Source organism: Leucobacter sp. CX87, from assembly GCF_018682295.1.
Classification (GTDB): Bacteria; Actinomycetota; Actinomycetes; order Actinomycetales; family Microbacteriaceae; genus Cx-87.
In genome coordinates this window covers 407,918-430,061 of the sequence record NZ_JAFIRI010000002.1, presented here as the reverse complement: position 1 = coordinate 430,061, position 22,144 = coordinate 407,918, and the positions used below count along the sequence as shown (strand labels likewise).

Sequence of the window (22,144 nt, the reverse complement as noted above, 5' to 3'; positions counted from 1 at the left end):
CGAGCGGGCTACGCGGCGTGAGTTCCCGCGGGGGCCTCGGCGAGTACGGAGGGGCGCGGCAGGTGCGACCAGGTCTGCGAGACCTCGGCCGCCGTGCGGCGCATAATGCGGTCCATCGCGGAGTGCGCCGCCGCGGCGTCCTGTGACCAGATCGCCTCGGCGACACGTACGTGCAACTCGAGCGCTTCCTCGTGAGGATGGTGTGGCATCAGGCCCTGCTCGGTGCGGGCGGTGAGCACCTCGGCGATCACGCTATCGAGCTGCGCGAACATCTCGTTGCCGCTGGCCGCGAGCACGAGCCGGTGAAATGCGATGTCGAGCGCGAGGAACTGGGTGAGATCGCCCGCGCGGCCGACCTCGCGCATCTCGACGGAAAGCTCGAGGAGTTTCGCAGCAGTGCGGTCGTCGCGAAACAGCGCCGCCATCTCGGCGGCCTTGGGCTCGACGGCCGAACGCAGCTCGGTCAACGAGCGGAGCTGGCCGCCGGCGGAGCCGACGGCCAGCCGCCACCGAATGATGAGGGGGTCGTAGAGATTCCAAGCGGTCGACGGTAGTACACGGATGCCGACCCGTTTCGTAGTGGCGACCATGCCGAGGGACTGTAAGACGCGAACCGCCTCGCGCACCACCGGCCGAGACACGCCCTGATCGCGCGCGATCTGATCGGCGAGAAGGATCGTCCCAGCGGGAAAGAGTCCCGTCATGATGCCGGTTCCGAGCTGCTGCAGGAGTTGGTCGTGCAGTGTCGGGGCCATGGCCCCATCGTAGTGCGTTCACCAGATACGCTGGGGCTATGAACGAAGTCGAGCCGCGAGAAACGGGGGCCGCACGGTCATCGGAGGCCGCCCCCTCTGGCCCCGCCGAGGACGGCCTGTTGGGTCGCATCGAGGTCATCGAGGCCCAGCCGCTCGCGGAGCGCGCCGCGCAGTTCGACCAGGTGTACGAGGAGCTGCTCGCGGAGCTGCAGGCCGGTGACGGCGCGCGGTGACGGTTGAACAGCACGGCCCTTCTTCCGAGAAAGACTCCGCCGGAAACGAGCGCGCCTGGACCGAACGTGTCTGGGCCGGGGAGCCGGTGCGCCTTGATCGCGCACTCGCCGAGAGTGGGCTCGCCCGTTCGCGCAGCCACGCCGCCGAACTGATCGCTGCTGCGCGCACCCGGGTCAACGGGCGGGTTGCGGCGAAGGCGTCGGAGAAGGTGCCAGACGGCGCGATGCTCTCCGCCGCCGATCTCGACCACTACGTCAGCCGGGGCGCCCACAAGCTCGTTGCCGGCCTCGATGCGTTCAGCGTCGACCCGGCGGGGCGCCTCGCGCTCGATGTGGGCGCGTCGACCGGCGGGTTCACGCAGGTCTTGCTCGAACGCGGCGCCCGCGCCGTGCTCGCGATCGATGTGGGTCACGATCAGCTGTCCGTGGAGTTGCGGGGCGACCCCAGGATCCGGCTGGTGGAGGGCCTGAACGCGCGCGAAATGACGGCCGCCGGACTCGCCGAGGCGACGGGGGAGCCCGCGCCGCCCGAGGTGATCGTCGCCGACCTGTCGTTCATCGCCCTGCCGCTCGTGCTTCCCGCGATGGTCTCGGTGGCGGCTGAGACGGCCGACTTCGTGCTCCTGATCAAGCCGCAGTTCGAGGTGGGTCGGTCAGGGATTCGCGACGGGATTGTCGTCGACCCAGCTCGCCGTGCGAACGCCATCCGCGGGGTACTCGCCGCCGCCTTCACCCTTGGCCTGCGTACCCAGGGACTGATCCCGTCACCGATTGTCGGTGGTGCAGGCAATCGTGAGTATGTCGTCCATTTCACTCGCGGGCGTGGCCCGAGCGATTCGGGCGGCGATCCGACAGAATGGGACGCACGGATCCGCGCGCTCGCCGCGTGAGCCGACGGCCGCGCCTTGCCGGTCGACACCGAGGATGAGGAGGACGCATGACGCACGACGCAGACGCGAACCGGCGGATCCTCGTGGTGTCCCACACCGCTCGTCCGGAGGCGATCGAGGCGACCCTCGAGGTGGTCGCGGCGCTGACTGCCGCAGGGGTCACCGTGGTCATGGACCCGGAGGACCGGGTCGAATTTGCCCCCCACCTCCCGCTCGAACGAACCTCTGAACTGCACTCTGAAACTCCCGTGTCCGAGGTCGAGATTGCGATTGTGCTCGGCGGCGACGGAACGATCTTGCGCGCGGCCGAGCTGGTGCGCGAGTCGAGTTGCCCCATCGTGGGCGTCAACCTTGGCCATGTCGGGTTCCTCGCCGAAATGGAGCGGCACGACCTCACCGCCACCGTCGAGCGGGTGCTTGCCCGTGCGTACACGGTCGAGGAGCGCGTCACGCTGCTCGTGCGCGCGAGCCTCGACGGCGAGCTGATCGCGGAGTCGTGGGCGGTCAACGAGGCCAGCGTCGAGAAGCGTCAGCGCATGCTCGAGGTCGCCGTCGGGGTCGATGGTCGCCCGCTGTCGTCGTTCGGCTGTGACGGGGTCGTGCTGGCGACCCCCACCGGATCAACCGCGTACGCCTTTTCCGCTGGAGGGCCGGTGGTCTGGCCGAGCGTGCAGGCGATGCTGCTCGTCCCAATTGCGGCGCACGCCCTCTTTAACCGTCCACTCGTGGTCGGCCCCGAGTCGGTGCTCACCGTCGAGATTCTTCCCGAGAGCACCGGCCACGGCGTGCTCTGGTGTGACGGCCGCCGCCGCACCGAGCTGCCTGCCGGCTCCGTCGTCGAGGTGCGGCGATCGCCGCAACCCGTGCGTCTCGCGCGCCTGGACGAGGCCGTGTTTACCGACCGGCTTGTCAACAAGTTCCACCTTCCCGTCTCGGGCTGGCGCGGCACTCGCGCCACCGAGCCGGCAATGGGCCTCGCCGAGGGGGAGCACGCATGATCGACGAACTCCAGATCCGGGACCTCGGGGTGATCGCCAATGCGCGCCTGCCCCTCGGCCCCGGCTTCACCGCGATCACTGGTGAGACCGGCGCGGGCAAGACGATGGTCGTCACGGCGCTCGGTCTGCTCATGGGCCAGCGCAGCGACGCCGGCGCGGTGCGCACCGGCGCCGCGCAGGCGCGAGTGACGGGCATCGTGCGCACGCAGGATCCGCAGGTCGCCGAGATCGTGGACGACGCGGGCGGCGAGGTCGAGGACGGCGAGCTCGTGCTCGGCCGGACGGTGAGCGCCGAGGGGCGCAGCCGCGCGAGCGTCGGCGGAGCGACCGCACCCGTCGGCACGCTGAACCGTCTCGCCGATCGGCTGTTTGCCGTTCACGGCCAGTCCGAGCAGCTGCGACTCAAGTCCTCGGCGGCCCAGCGCGACACACTCGACCGGTTCGGGGGAGCGACGCTCGCCGCCGCCCTTGATGAGTACCGCATCGCATATCGCGAGCGCCGGGAGCTCGCCGCCGCCCACGCAGAGCTCGCGGAGGCGCGCGACGAGCGCGAACGCGAGGCTGCCCGCCTGCGCGCAGAGCTCGACGAGATCGCTGAGGTCGAACCCGTCGTGGGCGAGGACGTCGAACTCACGCAGCGCATCGAGCGACTTGGCAACGTCGAGGAACTACGCACGGCAAGCCTCGCCGCCCACGAGGCTCTGACCAGCGAGTCCGACGACCCCTTCCGGCGCGACGCGGCGGGACTGATCGCCGAGGCCGAACACGAGCTCGATCGCGTTGCCGGGCACGACCCGCGCCTTGCAGCCATGCTCGAGACGGTGCGCGCCATCGGTTTCCAGCTCCACGATGTCGCCCAAGGTCTTTCCGGCTACGTCAGCGATCTCGATGAGGAAGGGCCGAGCGAGCTGGCGCGGGCGAACGAACGCCTCGCCAGCCTGACGAGCCTGACGCGAAAGTACGGCGCGGATGCCGCCGCGGTCGTGGCCTACGCGGAGGTCGGGTCGACTCGTCTGCTTGAGCTCGACGGAGACGATGATCGGATCGGCGAACTCGCCGCGCGGCTCGCTGGCGCTGAGGCCCGTCTCGCCGCTCTCGCCACGGCCCTCACCGAGCTGCGCCGGGCCGCCGCGGTTGAGCTCGGGGCTCAGGTCAGCGCGGAGCTGCGCCAGCTGGCGCTGCCCGACGCTGAGTTTCGCGTCGATGTGCTGCCCGCCGAGCCAGGTATCAGCGGTGCCGATGAAGTGCTCTTGCTGTTGCGGCCTCACCCGGGGGCAGAGCCGCGCCCCATCGCGAAGGGTGCATCAGGCGGCGAGCTCTCGCGCGTCATGCTTGCACTCGAGGTCGTCATCGCCGGGGTGGACCCGGTGCCGACGTTCGTCTTTGACGAGGTGGACGCCGGCGTCGGCGGGGCAGCCGCTATCGAGATTGGTCGCCGGCTCGAGCGGCTCGCCCGAACGTCGCAGGTCATCGTCGTCACGCATCTCGCTCAGGTCGCCGCATTTGCCGGGAACCACCTCCAGGTGGCAAAGGACTCCGCCGGAGGGTTCACCGAGAGCAGTTGCCGCGCGCTTGACGGCGATGCCCGACTGGCAGAAATGGCGCGCCTGCTCTCGGGCATGAGCGACTCTTCGAGTGCGTTGGAGCACGCCGCGGAACTACTGGCGCTTCGCGGAGCGAAATAGGCCGATCCGCGTCGGTGGCGGCTGCTACGCTCACCAGCATGGCGAACTTCCTGCGACGAGCTCTCAAAACGAAGTCCGGCCCCCAGCAGGCGGCGGACGTCGATTCTCCTGAGGAAGAGGCCACCTACCTCGAGGACCACCCCGACGTTGTCCACGCGGACCCCGAACAGATGGACCCGCAGACGCGCGCGATGTACCTGGACGCGCGCGAGGCGGGCCACGAGGCGCAGGTTGAGCTGCGCAGCGAACGTGTGCGCGAGTTCACGTTCCGTCAGCCCTTCCAGCTTGGTTTCGTCGTCACGCTGGGCGGGCTCGCCGCGCTGCTGTTCGGCGGCGCGGTCGGGCAGCTGTCCACCGTCATCATGTACGTGGTCGGAGCGCTGTTCATCGCGCTCGGTCTTGACCCGGTCGTCCGTTTCCTTGAGCGCCGCGGCCTGAAACGCCCGCTCGGCATCGGCGTCGTCTTCGGCGGATTCATTCTGATCGTCGGCACCATCTTGGGTCTCGTGATCCCGGTGCTCTCGAGCCAGATCGGCACGCTGATCAGGACGGCGCCGCAGTACTTCTCCGAGATTTCCACGCAGCCCTGGTTCATTGATCTCAACGATCGCGTTGGCGGCTTCATCGACCTCGACGGCTTGCTCCAGACGGCGCAGGACTTTATTAGTCGTCCCGAGAGCTGGGCGCAGGTGGCAGGCGGGCTGTGGCAGGCGGGCATCGGCCTGGCCAACGCGCTGACCGCGACCATCATCGTCTTGATCCTGAGCCTGTACTTCCTCGCCTCAATGCAGAACGTCAAGCGCGGCTTCTACTCGCTGACGCCGCGCTCGGTGCGCGGCAAGGTGATGGACATCACCGAGCAGGTGACGAAGTCCGTCGGTGGCTACGTCAGCGGCATGGTGACCCTCGCGTTCATTAACGCCAGCCTGGGGTTCATTGCGATGACGATCTTCGGGGTGCCGTTCGCGCCGCTCGTCGCGGTCGGAGTGTTCTTCCTCGCGCTCATCCCGCTCGTTGGCTCGGTGCTCGCCACGATTATGGTGTCCGCGATCGCCCTGTTCAACTCGCCGGCGACCGCGATCGGCATCGCCATCTACTACCTGATCTACATGCAGATTGAGTCGTACGTGATGACGCCTCGCGTGATGAGTCGGGTCGTTTCGGTGCCGGGTTCGCTCGTCGTGATCGGCGCAATCGCAGGCGGTACGCTGCTCGGCTTGCTCGGCGCACTGATCTCGATTCCGGTGACCGCGATGGTCCTGATGATCATCAAGCAGGTGTGGATTCCCCGCCAGGAGCTGCGCTGAGTGCGGCGCCCAGTGTTCATGTCCAGAATGTACTGATAGGATCAAAGCCCGTGGGAATAGAGCGAAACGCGGATCGATCGGCCGGAGTCACGAAGCATATTTTTGTGACGGGAGGTGTGGTCTCCTCTCTCGGAAAAGGCCTGACGGCGGCAAGCCTCGGCAACCTGCTGACAGCGCGCGGTTTGCGCGTGGTGATGCAGAAGCTGGATCCGTATTTGAACGTTGATCCGGGAACGATGAACCCGTTCCAGCACGGCGAGGTCTTCGTGACCGACGACGGCGCTGAGACCGATCTCGATATCGGCCACTACGAGCGCTTCCTCGACATCGAGCTGAGCCAGGCCGCGAACGTCACGACCGGCCAGATCTACTCGGAGGTCATCGCCAAGGAGCGCCGCGGCGAGTACCTCGGCGACACCGTACAGGTCATCCCGCACATCACGAACGAGATCAAGCGCCGCATGCGCTTGCAGGCGGAGGAGTACCCCCGCCCCGACGTCATCATCACCGAGATCGGTGGCACTGTCGGCGACATCGAGTCGCAGCCGTTCCTGGAGTCGGCGCGTCAGGTGCGCCACGAGCTCGGCCGCGGCAACGTGTTCTTCGTGCACGTTTCGCTGGTGCCGTTCATGGGCGCCTCGGGTGAGCAGAAGACGAAGCCGACCCAGCACTCCGTTGCTGCGCTGCGCTCGATCGGTATCCAGCCCGACGCGCTCGTGCTCCGCTCGGATCGCCCGGTGACGGAGGACAACCTCCGCAAGATCGCGCTCATGTGCGACGTGGACGAGGACGCGGTCGTGAACGCGATCGACGTGCCGAGCATCTACGACCTGCCGACGCTGCTCAGCGATCAGAAGCTCGACCAGACCATCGTCTCGCACCTCGGCCTCATCGCCGACGAGATCGACTGGAGCGGCTGGCAGCCCGTGCTTGACGCGGTGCACCACCCGAAGGACGAGATCACGATTGCCCTCGTTGGCAAGTACATTGATCTGCCCGACGCGTACCTTTCGGTCACCGAGGCGCTGCGCGCCGGCGGCTTCGCGCACACCGCGAAGGTCAAGATCAAGTGGGTCCCGTCCGACACGTGCGAGACCCACGAGGGTGCCGCGGCGCAGCTCGGAGACGTCGACGGCATTTGCGTGCCCGGCGGCTTCGGCGTGCGCGGCATCGAGGGCAAGCTTGGTGCGCTGCGCTTTGCCCGCGAAAACCAGATCCCGACCCTCGGCCTGTGCCTGGGCATGCAGTGCATGGTCATCGAGTACGCGCGAAACGTCGTGGGCCTCACGGGCGCCTCGTCGACCGAGTTTGACCCCGAGACGGACACCCCCGTCATCGCGACGATGGCCGAGCAGGTCAGCATTATCGACGGCGGCGACCTGGGCGGCACCATGCGCCTGGGCCTGTACGAGGCGAAGTTCACCGAGGGCAGCCTCGCGGCCGACCTCTACGGTGCACCGAGCGCGAGTGAGCGTCACCGTCACCGCTACGAGGTGAACAACACCTACCGCGACGAGATTGCGGCTGGCGGCCTCTCTTTCTCAGGCACGAGCCCCGACGGCTCGCTCGTCGAGTACGTCGAGCTGCCTCGCGACGTCCACCCGTTCTACATCGCCACGCAGGCGCACCCCGAGCTGCGCTCGCGCCCCGGCCGCGCGCACCCGCTCTTCGCGGGCCTCGCCGGCGCCGCGATTGAGCGCCAGCGGGCGAGCCGCCTGTTCAGCGATTCGAACGGCACCGATGAGAATGGCAGCACCGTTGGCGAATCTGCCGCCTAACTCGGAACGAACGAGGCAGGATCCCGCTGACGCGGATGCCGGCCTTGCGCTTGGCGAGGCCGCGGGGATTTTCCCCGCGGCCTTTGCCGATTCTCCGGCCACCGACGTGACGGTGCACGAGAGTGCGCTGCTGGCGGAGGGCAAGGTCTGGGACGTCCGCCGCGATCGCTTCACCCTGCACGGGGCGCCGGGAGCTCCCGAGCTAGTGCGCGACTATGTCGACCACACGGGCGCCGTCGCAGTGCTCGCGCTCGACGACAACGGTCGCGTGCTCATGTTCCAGCAGTACCGGCACGCGATCGGCGTGCGTGATTGGGAGATCCCGGCCGGCTTGATGGACGTCGCGGGGGAGTCGGCGCTGGCGGGCGCGCAGCGCGAGCTGGCCGAGGAGGCCGACCTGCAGGCCGCGCGCTGGGACCTGCTGCTCGACGTGTGTTTGTCGCCCGGCGGCAGCTCGGAGGCGATTCGCGTCTTCCTCGCACGGGACCTCAGGCCCGTCGAACACGACTTCGTGCGCGACGGCGAAGAGGCCGAGATCGTGCCGACCTGGATCCCGCTCGACGACGCGGTCCAGGCCGTGCTCGAACGGCGCGTGCAGAACTCGCTCACGACCAATGCCGTGCTCGCAGCGGCCCTTGCCTGCGACCGCGGCTGGGCGACCCTCGGGGATGCAAACGAGCCGTGGGATCGGCGCGACATCGTGCGGGGCGAGCGGTCGTGAGCCCTACCCCGAGCGCGCTCTCACCCGAGGACGGGGCGGCGCGCTTTCTCAGGCACTCGAGCCTCGAGCGCGGGTTGTCTGCGAACACCCTCGACGCTTACCGCCGAGACCTGGCCGCGTACCAGTCGTGGCTTGCGGCACGCGAGGTCACGGACCTCTCTGATGTGACGCCTGAGCTGCTCAGCGCGTATGTCGCCGAGCTTGGCGGGGCCCCACGGCCCGCAGCTGACCGAGTCCCCGCGGCGGTTGTAGCCACGGATGCAGGGGAGGAGCCGAAGAAGCTCACCCCTGCGTCGATTGCTCGGCGGTTGTCGACCGTCCGCGGCATGCATCGCTTTCTCTTTGACGAGGGGCTGCTGGCTGAGCATGCGGGCCGCGGGGTGCGCACGCCGAAGCCGACGCTACGCCTGCCGAAGGCGCTCTCGGTTGGCGACATCGAGGCGCTGCTCAACGCCGCCTCGGGCGACGACCCGGTTGGCCTGCGCGATCGCGCCCTGCTTGAGCTGTTGTACGCGAGCGGGGCGCGCGTCAGCGAGGCGACCGCGATCGACCTGGACGACCTGCTCTCGCAGCCCGGGGCTGCCGACGCCTGGCGCGATCCTGAGCGGGCGCTCGAGAGCGGGGGCTTCTTGCGAGTCACTGGCAAGGGGTCGAAGCAGCGGATCGTCCCCTACGGCAGCTTCGCCGGCACGGCCCTCGCCGCGTACCTTGTCCGTGCGCGGCCGCTGCTCGTTGCGGCGGGCAAGGGCACGCCGGCGCTCTTCGTTGGAGCCCGCGGGGCGCGCCTCTCGCGGCAAAGCGTCTGGCTGATCATTCGGGCCGCTGCCGAGCGGGCAGGGACGCTTCCCGAAATCTCGCCGCACACCATGCGGCACTCGTTCGCGACGCACCTGCTCGCCGGCGGTGCCGACGTGCGCACGGTGCAGGAGCTGCTCGGGCACTCCTCCGTGACGACGACCCAGATCTATACCCATGTGACCGCCGACACCCTGCGCGAGAGCTATCTGACAGCGCACCCGAGGGCGCGCAGCTAGCCAGTCCGCGCGCAGATGCGACAATTTGCGCACTGGGTGCATGTTTGGTTGGCGTTTAGGGTCTGCTCGGAGTAACCTCACTCTCGATACTTCGGTAGTAGGGGGCATTTTGGCGAGCCCAAGCGCACACGCGCAACGCCAGAACGGGTGGGGGCTGGCATGGCATCAGCGACGATGAATCGCCGAGGGAATCGGTTCGCGGCGGGGGCGGTGATCGCCGCGGTTGCGGTGACCGCGGGCTCCTTGTTCTCACCGGCGGTGGCGCCGGCACAGGCGGCGGACCGGGTGGTGTTGTTCACCACGAGCGGGACGCACGAGGTCGTCGTGCCCGCCGGAGCGACGAGCGTGAGAGTGGTGGCTCAAGGTGGCTCGGGCGCATCGTCGAGTCTAAAGCTGCCGGGTGCCGGCGCACGCGTTGAGGCCGAACTGCAGGTGGTCGCTGGAGAGACGTTAACGGCAACCGTCGGGGGGAACGCCATTGCGGAAACCGGCGGCGTTAATGGCGGAGCGGACGGGCGAAACCCCGCAGCGGTACATGCACGCCCTGCCGGTGGTGGGGGCGGGGCAACCGATCTGCGCCGCCTGGGGACAGGTCTCGCAGACCGCGTGCTGGTGGCCGGCGGCGGTGGCGGCGCAAGCCCATACGACGGCACAAGCGGCGGCACCGCGTCAGGCAGTGTCGGTGGAGCAGGAATCACTCGCGGGAATTGCGTCGGGGATGCTGGCGGTGGGACCTTGACTTCGGGAGGCGCCCCCGGTGCCCCGTGCGACTCAACCGTAGGGGAAGCCGGGTCCCTCGGGATCGGTGGCCTCCCGGGATTCCGTGACCCTGATGCGTCTCATGGCGGTGGTGGCGGCGGGGGCTTTTTCGGTGGCGGCGGAGGCAGCCCGTACGGCGGCGGCGGAGCCGGCTCGAGCTATGTTGACCCAGCAGGAACAAACGTCAGCATGACAGCGGGAGTGCTCTACGAGGCGCCGTTCATCAGGCTGACCTTCCGGATGCCGCCCGCGACGGGCATGTCTCTGGCGCTTTCGCAGTCCTCGGTGGTTGCCGACGGTGCGAGCACGTTCACGGCGACCGCGACGATGCGCGACTCCGAGGCGCGGCCGGTGACCGGCGAGACGGTCATCTTCTCGAGCACCGATGCCGCGCAGCAGATCGGCGCAACGACCGATCACGGCGACGGCACGTACTCGGCCTCGATCACCCCGTCGACCACGGTGGGGAACGTGACGGTGATCGCCTCAAGCGGGGCGCTGGCGGCAACGCGAACCATGGTACAGACGGTCGGCCCGCCCGCTTCGGTGGTGTTCTTGAACGCACCAGTCAGTGGCCCGGCTGATGGCACAGCATCGCTTCCCGTTTCGTTTGCGGCCTTGGACGCGCAGGGGCGATACGTGGTTCCGAACGTTGTACAGATTGCGAGCTCTGACCTCGGTCACCGCTTCGCAGGCTTTACCATGCCCCTCCCCGGGATCTACACGGGTACCCTCATCGTGAGTACCCGCGCTGGGGTATCGACCGTGACCGTGAGCATCCCCAGTACCTCGCCCCGCGTGGAGAGTTCCTTCTCGCTGACGCAGACGCCCGGGGCGGCGGACTCTCTCGAGGTCGCTCTCGCTTCGTCGCAGCTCGTGGCGGACGGCGCCGCGAGCACGACGCTCTCGATCACCTCGGCAGACCAGTACGACAACCCGCTCTCGGCACAGCCCCTGAGCGTGACGAGCAGCGACCCTGGCGTGGGGCTTGGTGTGTTGCAGAACCTGGGTGACGGCAACTATGCAGTCGACGTGACTTCCTCGACGCAGGCCGGCGACGTCACCCTGACCGTGACCGACGCATCCGTCACCCCGGCGCTCGTGCGGACGGTGACCTTCGCCCAGGCTGCGGGGGCTCCGGAGGGCGCGCAGCTCACCCTCGGCACGCCGTGGCTCACCGCGGACGGCACGGGCGAGACGACCCTCGTCGCCACGGTGCTCGACGAGTTCGGCAACCCCGTGACGGACCTGCCGATCGGTGCGACCTCGACTGACCCGGGGCACCGCTTTAGCCCCGCAGTGGAGACCTCAGACGGTGTGTACGAGGTGCGCGTGCGGGCCTCGCGGACGGTCGGCACGAGCACGCTCAGCCTCGGGCTGATCGGTGCGCCGGCAGTCAATCGCCTCGCCGCGCCGCTCCAGGCGATTACGCTCGCGGTGCCCCAGATCCAGGAGGAGGCGCCGACGCCGCTCGCCGAGGTGCTCGGAACGACCCAGCTCGAGCAGCGGGCGGGCGCGGTCGTGCCCGGCAAGGATCCTGCCCCTGCGGCGAAACCTGCCGCCCTCGCAGGCACAGGATCGGAGTCGACGCTCGGAGGCTGGGCCGCCACGGCATTGCTCATGGCCGGGGGAGTGCTGCTCCTCTCGCGTCGGAAGCTGCGCCGGGGCTAGGCCACGCCACTCTCGTTCGCGCCGCCGTCACGCTCACCGGCGGCGCGAACGATAGGATGTTCCCTGCATCATTGGGTAGTCGAAGAGCGAGGAAACGACATGGCACAGGCCGAAGCGAAGCTGGGCCCCACGGGGCGACCGGACCGCTTCATCCCCGTGCCGCCGAAGCTCACCACCCACGGTCCCGCGCGCATCATCGCGATGTGCAACCAGAAGGGTGGCGTCGGCAAGACGACGAGCACCATTAACCTCGCCGCCGCGCTCGCACGCTACGGCCGCCGGGTGCTCGCGGTGGACTTCGACCCGCAGGGCGCGCTTTCCGCCGGCCTCGGTGTGCAGGCCCATGACGTGCCCACGATCTACGACCTCATGCTCGGCCACGAGAAAGACCCGCGGGCCGCGATTCAGCGCTCCACGATCGAGAACCTCGACGTGATCCCCGCGAACATCGACCTGTCGGCCGCCGAGGTGCACCTCGTCTCGGAGGTCGCCCGCGAGCAGATCCTCGGCAGCGTGCTGCGCAAGGTCTCGGCAGACTACGACGTCGTGCTGATCGACTGTCAGCCGTCGCTCGGCCTGCTCACCGTGAACGCCCTCACCGCGAGCCACGGCGTGCTCATTCCGCTCGCCTGCGAGTTCTTCGCGCTGCGCGGTGTCGCCCTGCTGATCGAGACGATCGACAAGGTCAAGGACCGCCTGAACCCGCAGCTTGAGCTCGACGGCATTCTTGCCACCATGTACGACCCCCGCACCCTGCACGCCCGCGAGGTGCTCGAGCGCGTCGTCGACACCTTCGGAGACAAGGTCTTCGACACGGTCATCGGACGCACCGTGAAGCTGCCCGACGCGCAGATCGCGGCGAAATCGGTGCTCGACTACGCACCCGCGAACGCGGCTTCGGAAGCGTATCTGAAGCTCGCGCGAGAACTGGTGCAGCGGGGCGCAGTCGCCTAAGGCCGCCCCAATGACAGCGCTCGAGACGAACCCGAAGCCGGGCGCGCGAGGCGCGTCGGCCGGGACAGTCGCGCCAGAAAGCGATCAGTTCCGCGTCGTCTTCGACGGCTTCGAGGGCCCGTTCGACTTGCTGCTGAGCCTCATCTCGCAGCACGAGCTCGACATCACTAAGGTATCGCTGAGCCTCGTCACGGACGAGTTCATCTCGTACCTGGCCCGCTTCGAATCGGAAGAAGGGCTTGGGGCGCTCGACCGCGCCTCCGAGTTTCTCGTCGTTGCGGCGACCCTGCTCGATTTGAAGATCGCGAGCTTGCTGCCCCAGGGCGAGGTCGTCGACGCCGAGGACGTGGCCCTGCTCGAGGCCCGCGACCTGCTGTTCGCCCGCCTCCTGCAGTATCGCGCGTTCAAGGAGGCGAGCGCCTGGTTCCGCGGCAACCTCGAGGCGGAGGCCGGCCGGCACGCGCGTCAGGTGCCCCTCGACACCCGCTACCGCAATCAAGGCCCCGAGCTGGTCTGGACGCTGAGCGCCGCCGACTTCGCGACGCTCGCAGCCCTCGCCTGCGCGCCCCGCGAGATCCCCGTCGTCGGCCTGGACCACCTGCACGCCCCGCTCGTGTCGATTCGTGAGCAGGCGGCGATCGTGGTCGCGATGCTGCGACGCGGCGGCATCCACTCGTTCCGAGAGATGATCGCGGGCGTCAGCGAGAAGGGCGTCGTGGTGGCGCGCTTCCTCGCGATCCTGGAACTGTACCGCCGCTCGGCGGTGACGTTCGAACAGCCCGAGCCGCTCGGCGAACTGACCGTGCGCTGGACGAGCGAGGGGTGGTCGGACGACGACCTCGCGACATTGGGAGCTGACTATGACGGATAGTTCGACCGTGGAATTCGAGGCGACCGGGCAGGATCCTGCCGTTGCGCCGAGCGCCCTCGCGCGTGCCCGCGAGGGCGCGACCCTGGAGCAGCAGCTCGAGGCGTTGCTCATGGTGGCGGATGAGCCGATTAGCGCGGTGGGGCTTGCGACCGCGACCGATCGACCCGTGCGCGAGGTGCGCAAAGTGATCGAGCTCCTCACCGCCGACTACGACGGAAAGGGCTCCGGCCCCGAGCGCGGATTTGAGCTGCGCGAGGTCGGGGGCGGCTATCGCTTTTACGTGAGAGAATCATTAGACCCGATCATCGCCGACTTCGTGCAACAGCAAAGTCCGGCGAGGCTTTCGCAGGCGGCGCTCGAGACGCTCGCCGTGATTGCGTATCGGCAGCCGATTTCGCGCGGGGCAATCGCCTCGATTCGCGCCGTAAATGTCGATTCGGTCGTGCGCACCCTGGTGGGGCGCGGCTTGATCACCGAAGCTGGGCAGGATCCCGAGACCGGGGCGATCCTGTACGGCACCACAGATACTTTGCTCGGACACTTGGGGGTTGGCTCGCTGGACGAGCTGCCGCCGATCGCGCCGATGCTCGATGATGGACGAGAAGGGTTTGACCATGAACGGTTCTAACGAGGACAACGACAACCCCGCAGACTTCGGCGGATCGATTGAGGTCGACGGCCAGAAGATGAATGTCGACATGGCCGCGTTTGGCTGGGACAAGCCGATCGGCTGGCGCGTCGGCGAGACCGAGATCGGCGAGAACCGCCCCGGTGATGACACCCGCGTGCGCCTGCAGAAGGTGCTCGCCTCGGCGGGCGTCGCCTCGCGCCGCGCGTGCGAGGAACTCATTACGAGCGGTCGCGTGCGCGTCAATGGCGAGGTCGTTGATTCGCTCGGCAGCCGCATTGAGCCCGGAACCGACGAGGTACGGGTCGACGGTGTGATCGTGCAGCTCGACGTGTCCAAGCGCTACTTCGTGCTGAACAAGCCGCGCGGCGTCGTCTCGACGATGTCCGACGAAAACGGCCGCCCCGACCTGCGCGAGTTCACCGACCAGTTCGAAGAGCGCATCTTCAACGTCGGTCGTCTCGACACCGACACCTCGGGCCTTTTGATTTTGACTAACGATGGCGATCTCGCCCACGCCCTCGCGCACCCGAAGTTCGGCGTGCAGAAGACGTACGTCGCTCAGGTCGAGGGGCGGGTCACCGCCGCGACCATCCAGAAGCTGAAGGACGGCATCGAGCTTGAGGACGGCCCCATCAGCGTCGACGCCGCGAAGATCGTGCCGGGCGCGCCCGACTTTGAGGTTTCGCTCGTCGAGCTCACGCTGCATTCGGGGCGCAACCGCATCGTTCGGCGCATGCTCGCCGAGGTCGGCCACCCCGTGATTGAGCTCGTGCGTCGCCAGTTCGGCCCGTTGCACCTCGGCACCCTGATGGTCGGCGAGATGCGCGAGCTCTCGGCCGCCGAGCGCGGCGCGCTCTTGACCGCGGCCCAGGGCGAGCAGGTCGTCTCGGCCCCGCCCCGCGAAGGCGCGCGGGGCAAGGGCGGTCCTCGCGAGCGCAAGGCCGGCGAGGTGACCGGCGGTCGCCCCGGCGACGGCAAGGGCGCGAAGGGCATGCGCGGCGTTGCGTCGCGCGGCAACCCCCACGCGCGTAAGCCCGGGCAGGATCCGCGCGGTGGGTCGGGCGACGGCGGATCGGGCGACTCGCGCCAAGGCCGCGACGGCGGCCGCTCGGGCGGCAACGGCCCCGGCGGCGGAGGCTTCTCGGGCCGTGGTGGCGGCTTTGGCGGGCGCGGTGGCAGCGGCGGCAATGGGCGCAACCCCGGGCAGGATCGACGCAGCGGCGGTGGCCGATGAGCGTACTGGGTTTCTCGAACAACATCGACGGCGGAAGTAGCGCCGTAGCGGGGGACGCGCGCGTCAGCCGCGTGGCCGGGCCGGTGCACATCGTGGGCGCCGGCCTGCTCGGCGCGAGCGTCGGACTCGCGCTGACCGAGCGCGGCGTCGACGTCACGCTCGACGACGCGTCGCCGACGGCGCTCGCGCTCGCGATCGACTACGGCGCGGGCCGGGCCCGGGTCGCCGGTGACCCCGATCCGCAGCTCGTCGTCGTGGCGACCCCGCCGGACGTGACGGCCGACGCGGTGCAGGGCGCGCTCGCCGCGTTTCCGACCTCGGTGGTCACCGACGTCGCGAGCGTCAAGCTCGCCCCGTTCGTCGAGCTGACGCGTCGCGGCGTCGACCTCACGAACTACATCGGCTCGCACCCCATGGCGGGGCGCGAGCGCGGGGGTGCCATCATGGCCCGCACCGACCTCTTCGTCGCCCGGCCCTGGGTGATTTGCCGCGACGGGGAGACCCCCGCGGCCGCCCTCGCGATCGTGGAGGCGCTTGCGCTCGAGCTCGGTGCCTCACCGCTCGAGATGACGCCGGAAGAGCACGATCGCTCGGTCGGCCTCGTGTCGCACCTGCCGCAGATCGTGTCGAGCCTGCTCGCCGCGCGCCTGCTGCACGCCGACGACGCGGCAGTGGGCCTCGCGGGCCAGGGGCTCCGCGACACCACGCGCATCGCGGCGAGCCAGCCCGAGCTCTGGGTGCAGATCCTCGGCGCGAACCGCGCACCCGTGGTCGAGCTGCTCGAGGCGTTTCAGCGGGACGTCTCGGCGCTGACCGAGGCGCTGCGCGGCGCCGATCAGCCCGGGTCGAAGCGGCAGATCGCCGACCTGCTGGCCGCCGGAAATCGGGGCGTCGCGAGGATCCCGGGCAAGCACGGCCGGACCGAGCGTTTCGTGACGCTGACGGTGCTCGTGGACGACCGGCCGGGTGAGCTTGCGCGACTACTCACCGAGCTCGGAGAATTGGGCATTAACATGGAAGACTTGCGCCTTGAGCACTCGCCGGGCGCCCAGATCGGCTTCGCGGAGATCGCGGTGCTGCCAGAGGTGGCGGATCGCGCCGCCAAGGACCTCTCAGACCGCGGATGGAGAACGCTGTGACCAATGCTGCACTGGCTGACGCCACCGCGCCCGTCGTGGCCCCCGTGCTCGTCGCAATTGATGGCCCCGCGGGAAGCGGGAAGTCGAGCGTCTCGCGCGAGGCCGCCCGTCGCCTCGGTTTTGGCATTCTGGACACCGGCGCCGCGTATCGCGCGCTCGCGTGGGCGGCGCTCGAAATGGGTGCGGACCTCGATGATGCAGAAGCCGTCGAAGCGATCCTGTCGCGCTGGGGGTACTCGAGCACGCTGCTCGGCGAGCCGCAGATCATGGTGACCCTGCCGCCCGCCCCTGGCGACGTCGCGGCGATCACGCTCGCGCACGACGTGACCGACGCGATTCGCGACCCCAAGGTCAGCGGGCAGGTGAGTCATGTGTCGCGCCACCCCGGCGTGCGCGAGGGACTCAACACGATGTTTCGCCGATTGGTGGCCGAGTCGGGCCTGCCCGGCGTCATCATCGAGGGCCGCGACATCACGACCGTTGTGGCGCCCGACGCCCCGGTCCGGATCCTGCTCACCGCATCGCCCGAGGTGCGCGCCGCGCGCCGCTCGGGCGAACTGTCCGGCTCTGACGCCGCGCAGGTGCTGGCAGACCTCGCCGCGCGCGATGCGAAGGACGCGCAGGTCGTGGACTTCTTCAACCCGGCGCCCGGCGTCACGCTCGTCGACACGAGCGACCTAGATTTCGAGGGATCGGTGGACGCTGTTATCAGCATCGTTCAGGCGCTCCCGGCCAACGCATCCCAGGAGGATACGAATGAGTGAACACGACGAGACGTTTGGCGCAGACGGCGCCGAGGTGGAGTTTAACGAAAACGCAGTAGCTGCCCCCGAGGTTGTCTACGAGGGCGACGCGGTGACCGACGACGAGCGCCTGCGCTCCATGCGTGCGGGCCTTGCGAACCTCGACCTCGACGAGGACGACCTCGCGCTGCTTGATGCAGAGGGTATCGAGGGCTTCATCACCGAGGTCCCGAAGACGCTGCCCGTGGTTGCGATCGTGGGGCGCCCGAACGTCGGCAAGTCCGCGCTCGTGAACCGCATCCTCGGTCGCCGTGAGGCCGTCGTGGAAGACATCCCCGGTGTGACCCGCGACCGCGTCACCTACCAGGCGGAGTGGAACGAGACCCGCTTCTCGCTCGTCGACACCGGTGGCTGGGAGCCCGATGCAAAGGGCATCGACCTCTCGGTCGCGCAGCAGGCGGAGATCGCCATTGAGCTGTGCGACGCCGTCCTGTTCGTCGTCGACGCCCGCGTAGGCCCGACGGCTACCGACGAGCGCGTCGTGGGCCTGCTGCGCCGCGCGAACAAGCCCGTCTTCCTCATCGCCAACAAGGTGGATGACGCCCGCCTCGAGCCCGAAGCTGCACAGCTCTGGTCGCTCGGCCTGGGCGAGCCGCACGCCGTCTCGGCGCTGCATGGCCGCGGCGTCGCAGACCTGCTCGACCTCGTCATCAAGTCGCTGCCCGAGGAGTCCGCAATCGCGAAGCCCCTCGTCGGGGGCCCCCGCCGCGTCGCGATCCTCGGCCGCCCGAACGTCGGCAAGTCGAGCCTGCTCAACAAGGCCGCTGGCGAAGAGCGCGTCGTCGTCAACGAGCTCGCGGGCACGACCCGTGACCCGGTCGACGAGCAGGTCGAGATCGCCGGACGCGTCTGGACCTTCGTTGACACCGCCGGCATCCGCCGCCGCGTGCACATGCAGCAGGGCGCGGACTTCTACGCCTCGCTCCGCACCGCGGCCGCGCTGGAAAAGGCTGAGGTCGCCGTCGTGCTCATCGACGTCACCGAGGTCATCAGCGAGCAGGACATCCGCATCATCGACCTCGTGCTCGAGTCGGGCCGCGCGCTCGTGCTCGCGTTCAACAAGTGGGATCTGCTCACCGATGACCGCCGTCGCTACCTGACCCGCGAGATCGAGCAGGATCTCGCGCACGTCGCCTGGGCCCCGCGCGTCAACATCTCGGCCCGCACTGGTCGTCACCTCGAGAAGCTCGTTCCCGCCCTCGAGACCGCGCTGGCCTCGTGGGACGAGCGCATCCCGACCGCGAAGATCAACGCGTTCCTCGCCGAGCTCGCACAGGAGCACCCGCACCCGCTGCGCAGTGGCAAGCAGCCCCGCATCATGTACGGCGCGCAGGTGCAGAACCGCCCGCCGACGTTCGTGCTGTTCACCACGGGCTTCCTCGACCAGGGCTACCGCCGCTTCATCACGCGCCGCATGCGCGAGCGGTACGGCTTCGAGGGTTCGCCGATCGTGATCAACATGCGCATTCGCGAGAAGCGCGAGCGCAACCGGTAGCTACTGCCGCGTTGTCACGCACAGGGCCGGGGCCTGGTATTCGTACCGGGCCCCGGCCTTTTGCGTGCCCGGGGAGCGCCGCCGGTGTGCCGGTCCCAGCATTCACTCTTGCGCCCCGCACTCGAGATTAGTTATAGTTACCCTATAACAAGCTTGCTTTCGAGGAGAGAGTGCGATGCTCATCAAGATCGACCCCACGAGCGATCGCCCGATCTACGAGCAGATCGCCGGCTCGGTCCGTGCAGACGCCGTCCGGGGCAGGATCCTGCCGGGAGCGAGCCTGCCGACCGCGCGTGACGTGGCCGCAGGCCTCGGCATCAACATGCACACCGTGCTGCGCGCCTATCAGCAGCTGCGCGACGAGGGCCTCATTGATCTGCGGCGCGGGCGCGGGGCCGTCGTCACCGAGGCCGCGGGGCAATTGTCCGAGCTGCACCGCGAGGTTCGGGCGCTCGTCGCCCAGGCCGCGGCGCTCGGCGTCACCCGCGAGACGCTCGCCGCGATCGTGCAAGAGGACTACGCGCAATTGGATCACCGCCAGGAGGAACGCTCATGACCGACATCGCACAGGCCGCCCGGGCCGAGGTGGCGAGCGCCCGCCGGGTCTTCTTCTGTGTCGCGATCGTCGCGCCGACGCTGATCGTATTGGCGGGCACCGCGGTCATCATCGCGTGGTTGCCGCAGCTGCCCGATCCCATCGCGACGCACTGGGGCAGCGGGCCGCGGCCCAACGGGTTCTCGTCGCCGATGGCGGCCGTGTGGCTGACGCTCGGCATGGGGCTCGGGATGACCGCGCTGTTCGGTGGCATCGTCTGGCTCGAGGCCCGTCAACGTCCCGACACCTGGGGCTGGTCGCAGCGGCTCATGGGGGCGATGGGACCCGCGATGGCGGTGTTCTTGACCGTCCTCTTCGTCGGAATGGTCGGTATGCAGCGCGGGCTGGCCGACGCGGCCGACGCCGGCAACGTTGACCCGATGCTGTGGGCCGGGCTCGGGAGCGCGCTCGTCGTCGGCGTGATCGCCTGGTTCGTGCAGCCGAAGGCCGAGTTCGCGCGCCCGACCGCGACCGGGGCGCCGATCGAGCTGGCGCCCGGGGAGCGCGCCGTCTGGATCGCGGAGACGCGCATGGGTACCGGAGCCCTCGTCTCGCTCGGGGTGCTGGTGCTCGCTTTTGTCGCCATTGGGGCCGTCATGCTCGCCTCGGGCACCGAGGTGTGGTGGCTGATGCTGCTCGTGAGTTTGGTCATCGTGTTCGGAATCGTGACCTGCACCGTGTACCGCGTGCGCATTGACTCGCGCGGGCTGCTGGTGCGCTCACTCGTCGGTTGGCCGGCGTTTCACTACACCCCCGCCAGCATCACCGCGGTCGCCGTCGTCGATGTCGCCCCGATGGCGGAATACGGTGGCTGGGGCCTGCGCTTCATCCCCGGCAGCACCGGCGTGCTGATGCGCGGCGGCGAAGGGATCCAGGTCACGCTGACCAGCGGGCGCACGTTCGTCGTGACCGTCGACGACCCCGCGACCGGCGCGGGGCTGCTGCAGGCGGTCGTGCACGGGAACGCGGCCGCGACTGACACGGAACCTGAACGCGAAGGAGAGTCGTCATGAGTGCCGAGAACCCTGCAGAGCCGGCGGAGGTCTCTGTGCCCGCGGGCGCCGTCCCACCCGCCGTCGTGCCACCCGCGATCGTCCCACCTGCCGCGGTCGCGGATGGCCCCGTCCTACCTGCGCCGGGCACTGCGCCGGGGGAGCAGGTGCGCTGGGGCGCCGTCACGGCCTTCGTGCTGATCGCGTGTGGGCTCGCGTGGCTGGCGATTCTGCCGGTGTGGCTGAACGGCGGGGACTTTGCGACCTTCGGCGGCGTGCTGCCGGTCGTCATGATGTACACGCCGGCGCTCGCCACCCTGGTCGTGGTCTATGCGATGCGGGCGCCTGCAAACGGGCGGGCCCGGTACCTCGGCCTGTGGCCACTCCGCCCCGCGAAGCGGGTGATCTGGTTCAGCGTGGCCGCTATCTTCGGCCCGCTGGTGCTGGTCGCGGTCGGGATCCTGCTCTCGGCGGCCTTCGGGCTCGCGAAGCTTGATCTCGTGGAGTTCTCGGGGTTTGCGGCGTTGCTCAGCGAGAGTGTGCCCCCCGAGCTGATGTCGAGCCTGCCGCCGATGGGCGTGCTCGTCGTGACGCAGCTGATCATGATTCCGGTCGGCGCGGTTTTAAACATCTTCGCGACGTTCGGAGAAGAGATCGGGTGGCGCGGGTGGCTGCTGCCGGCGCTCCGCCCGCTCGGGGTTTGGCCCGCACTCATCATCTCCGGCGTGATCTGGGGGCTCTGGCACTCGCCGATGATCCTGCTCGGCTACAACTTCGCGCGCACCGACTGGACCGGTGTGGCCTTCATGGTTGGCGGCTGTGTCGCCTGGGGCGTGCTGCTGGGATGGACGCGGCTGCGCACCGGATCGGTCTGGCCCGCGGTCTTCGCCCACGGCGCGCTGAACGCGGGCGGCGGGGCGATCCTGCTGCTCGCGATGGCGGGGGCGCCGCTGGATCTCGCGATCGTCGGCCCCATCGGTGTCGTGACGTGGGCAGTGGTGGCGGTGGCCGTCGTCGTGCTCGTGCTCATGGGGCAGTTCCGGCGCGAGCCGGCGCTCGCGGGGCCGCGGCGGGCGGTCCCGCCCACAGCACCGAGTGCACCAGCTGGGGCCGCGAGCGAGACTGGCGAGCGCTAGGATGGCCCGGTGAATCGCAGCACCCAGGACACCGTTCGCCAGTTCCTCGACGTCGTTCGCAGCGGCGTCGCACCCGAACGGGCGGGCGAGTTTCTCGCCCCGACCGTGCTCGCGCACCAGGTGCGGGCGCCCGAGGGATCTGTCATTCAGCGCGACCCGCAGGACTATGCGGAGCACGTGCGCGAGATGACCGAGCAATTCGGGGCATTCGAGCTGGTGGTGGACGAGCTCATCGTCGACGGGGTGAAGGCGTATGCGCGCTGGACCCAGCACGGCACGCACGTCGGCGAAATTGAGGGGTTCGCGCCGACCGGGCGCCCCATCACCACAATCGGAAGTGCCGTGTACCGGGTCGATCGGGGACTGATTGCGGAGTACTGGATCCAGCAAGACGCCGCCGGCCTCATGGCGCAGCTGCAGGCCGGGGCGTAGCGCACCGACCCTGGCACCCGCGGGGCCTGTG

General features: G+C 69.0%; 20 protein-coding genes and 1 pseudogene. 20 read left to right on the top strand and 1 reads right to left on the bottom strand.

Translation table 11 applies throughout. The annotated features are described in order from the left end of the window. Positions 1–8: 8 nt before the first annotated feature. On the bottom strand, positions 9–755 hold the full coding sequence (locus KOE53_RS05025) for a FadR/GntR family transcriptional regulator (RefSeq protein ID WP_188057630.1): 747 nt from the start codon (positions 753–755) through the stop codon (positions 9–11). A 38-nt stretch (positions 756–793) separates the two neighbouring features. Here KOE53_RS05025 and KOE53_RS05020 point away from each other — a divergent pair, with 38 nt between their 5' ends. The 20 genes and pseudogenes from KOE53_RS05020 to KOE53_RS04925 all read left to right on the top strand — a co-directional run bounded on the left by KOE53_RS05020 (position 794) and on the right by KOE53_RS04925 (position 22,113). After that, positions 794–988, top strand: coding sequence for a hypothetical protein (locus tag KOE53_RS05020; protein WP_188046687.1), 195 nt, complete (start codon positions 794–796; stop codon positions 986–988). An 86-nt stretch (positions 989–1,074) separates the two neighbouring features. Further along, positions 1,075–1,878 carry a TlyA family RNA methyltransferase gene (locus KOE53_RS05015; RefSeq protein WP_188046686.1) on the top strand — a complete coding sequence of 268 codons (804 nt, stop codon included), beginning with the start codon at positions 1,075–1,077 and terminating at the stop codon, positions 1,876–1,878. 47 nt (positions 1,879–1,925) lie between these two features. Continuing rightward, positions 1,926–2,876, top strand: a complete 951-nt coding sequence (locus KOE53_RS05010; RefSeq protein ID WP_188057629.1) for an NAD kinase — start codon at positions 1,926–1,928, stop codon at positions 2,874–2,876. Next, positions 2,873–4,561 carry a DNA repair protein RecN gene (gene recN / locus KOE53_RS05005; RefSeq protein WP_188046659.1) on the top strand — a complete coding sequence of 563 codons (1,689 nt, stop codon included), beginning with the start codon at positions 2,873–2,875 and terminating at the stop codon, positions 4,559–4,561. Before KOE53_RS05010 ends, recN begins: the two co-directional genes overlap by 4 nt. A 38-nt stretch (positions 4,562–4,599) precedes the next feature. Beyond that, positions 4,600–5,868 carry an AI-2E family transporter gene (locus tag KOE53_RS05000; protein ID WP_188057628.1) on the top strand — a complete coding sequence of 423 codons (1,269 nt, stop codon included), beginning with the start codon at positions 4,600–4,602 and terminating at the stop codon, positions 5,866–5,868. Between the two features lie 50 nt (positions 5,869–5,918). Continuing rightward, positions 5,919–7,646: a CTP synthase gene (gene pyrG, locus KOE53_RS04995; protein ID WP_188057627.1), complete on the top strand. Its 1,728-nt coding sequence runs from the start codon at positions 5,919–5,921 to the stop codon at positions 7,644–7,646. Next, the gene (locus tag KOE53_RS04990; RefSeq protein WP_188057626.1) at positions 7,615–8,367 is read left to right on the top strand and encodes an NUDIX domain-containing protein; all 753 of its coding nucleotides are present in this window, start codon (positions 7,615–7,617) and stop codon (positions 8,365–8,367) included. The genes pyrG and KOE53_RS04990 overlap by 32 nt, the downstream gene beginning before the upstream one ends. Continuing rightward, positions 8,364–9,401, top strand: coding sequence for a site-specific tyrosine recombinase XerD (locus KOE53_RS04985; RefSeq protein WP_188057625.1), 1,038 nt, complete (start codon positions 8,364–8,366; stop codon positions 9,399–9,401). The genes KOE53_RS04990 and KOE53_RS04985 overlap by 4 nt, the downstream gene beginning before the upstream one ends. 159 nt (positions 9,402–9,560) lie before the next feature. Further along, positions 9,561–11,831 carry an invasin domain 3-containing protein gene (locus KOE53_RS04980; RefSeq protein WP_188057624.1) on the top strand — a complete coding sequence of 757 codons (2,271 nt, stop codon included), beginning with the start codon at positions 9,561–9,563 and terminating at the stop codon, positions 11,829–11,831. A 99-nt stretch (positions 11,832–11,930) separates the two neighbouring features. Then, positions 11,931–12,785, top strand: coding sequence for a ParA family protein (locus KOE53_RS04975; protein ID WP_188057623.1), 855 nt, complete (start codon positions 11,931–11,933; stop codon positions 12,783–12,785). 10 nt (positions 12,786–12,795) lie between these two features. Next, a complete protein-coding gene (locus tag KOE53_RS04970) occupies positions 12,796–13,656 on the top strand; it encodes a segregation and condensation protein A (protein ID WP_188057622.1) in 861 nt (286 codons plus the stop codon). Beyond that, a complete protein-coding gene (gene scpB / locus KOE53_RS04965; protein WP_188057621.1) occupies positions 13,646–14,284 on the top strand; it encodes an SMC-Scp complex subunit ScpB in 639 nt (212 codons plus the stop codon). Before KOE53_RS04970 ends, scpB begins: the two co-directional genes overlap by 11 nt. A gap of 157 nt (positions 14,285–14,441) precedes the next feature. Further along, positions 14,442–15,191, top strand: a pseudogene (locus KOE53_RS13505) (pseudouridine synthase); the annotation flags it as partial. Between the two features lie 326 nt (positions 15,192–15,517). Then, the gene (locus KOE53_RS04955; protein ID WP_188046668.1) at positions 15,518–16,660 is read left to right on the top strand and encodes a prephenate dehydrogenase; all 1,143 of its coding nucleotides are present in this window, start codon (positions 15,518–15,520) and stop codon (positions 16,658–16,660) included. Continuing rightward, on the top strand, positions 16,645–17,424 hold the full coding sequence (cmk, locus tag KOE53_RS04950; RefSeq protein ID WP_188057620.1) for a (d)CMP kinase: 780 nt from the start codon (positions 16,645–16,647) through the stop codon (positions 17,422–17,424). Before KOE53_RS04955 ends, cmk begins: the two co-directional genes overlap by 16 nt. Further along, positions 17,417–18,958 (top strand): ribosome biogenesis GTPase Der, encoded by a 1,542-nt coding sequence (der, locus tag KOE53_RS04945; RefSeq protein ID WP_188046670.1) that lies wholly within the window; start codon positions 17,417–17,419, stop codon positions 18,956–18,958. The genes cmk and der overlap by 8 nt, the downstream gene beginning before the upstream one ends. Before the next feature lie 175 nt (positions 18,959–19,133). Next, positions 19,134–19,514, top strand: a complete 381-nt coding sequence (locus KOE53_RS04940) for a GntR family transcriptional regulator (protein ID WP_188046671.1) — start codon at positions 19,134–19,136, stop codon at positions 19,512–19,514. After that, the gene (locus tag KOE53_RS04935; RefSeq protein ID WP_188057619.1) at positions 19,511–20,566 is read left to right on the top strand and encodes a DUF1648 domain-containing protein; all 1,056 of its coding nucleotides are present in this window, start codon (positions 19,511–19,513) and stop codon (positions 20,564–20,566) included. Before KOE53_RS04940 ends, KOE53_RS04935 begins: the two co-directional genes overlap by 4 nt. After that, positions 20,563–21,681 carry a CPBP family intramembrane glutamic endopeptidase gene (locus KOE53_RS04930; protein ID WP_215401663.1) on the top strand — a complete coding sequence of 373 codons (1,119 nt, stop codon included), beginning with the start codon at positions 20,563–20,565 and terminating at the stop codon, positions 21,679–21,681. Before KOE53_RS04935 ends, KOE53_RS04930 begins: the two co-directional genes overlap by 4 nt. Before the next feature lie 9 nt (positions 21,682–21,690). Then, positions 21,691–22,113 (top strand): ester cyclase, encoded by a 423-nt coding sequence (locus KOE53_RS04925; protein ID WP_188057618.1) that lies wholly within the window; start codon positions 21,691–21,693, stop codon positions 22,111–22,113. Positions 22,114–22,144 lie beyond the last annotated feature (31 nt).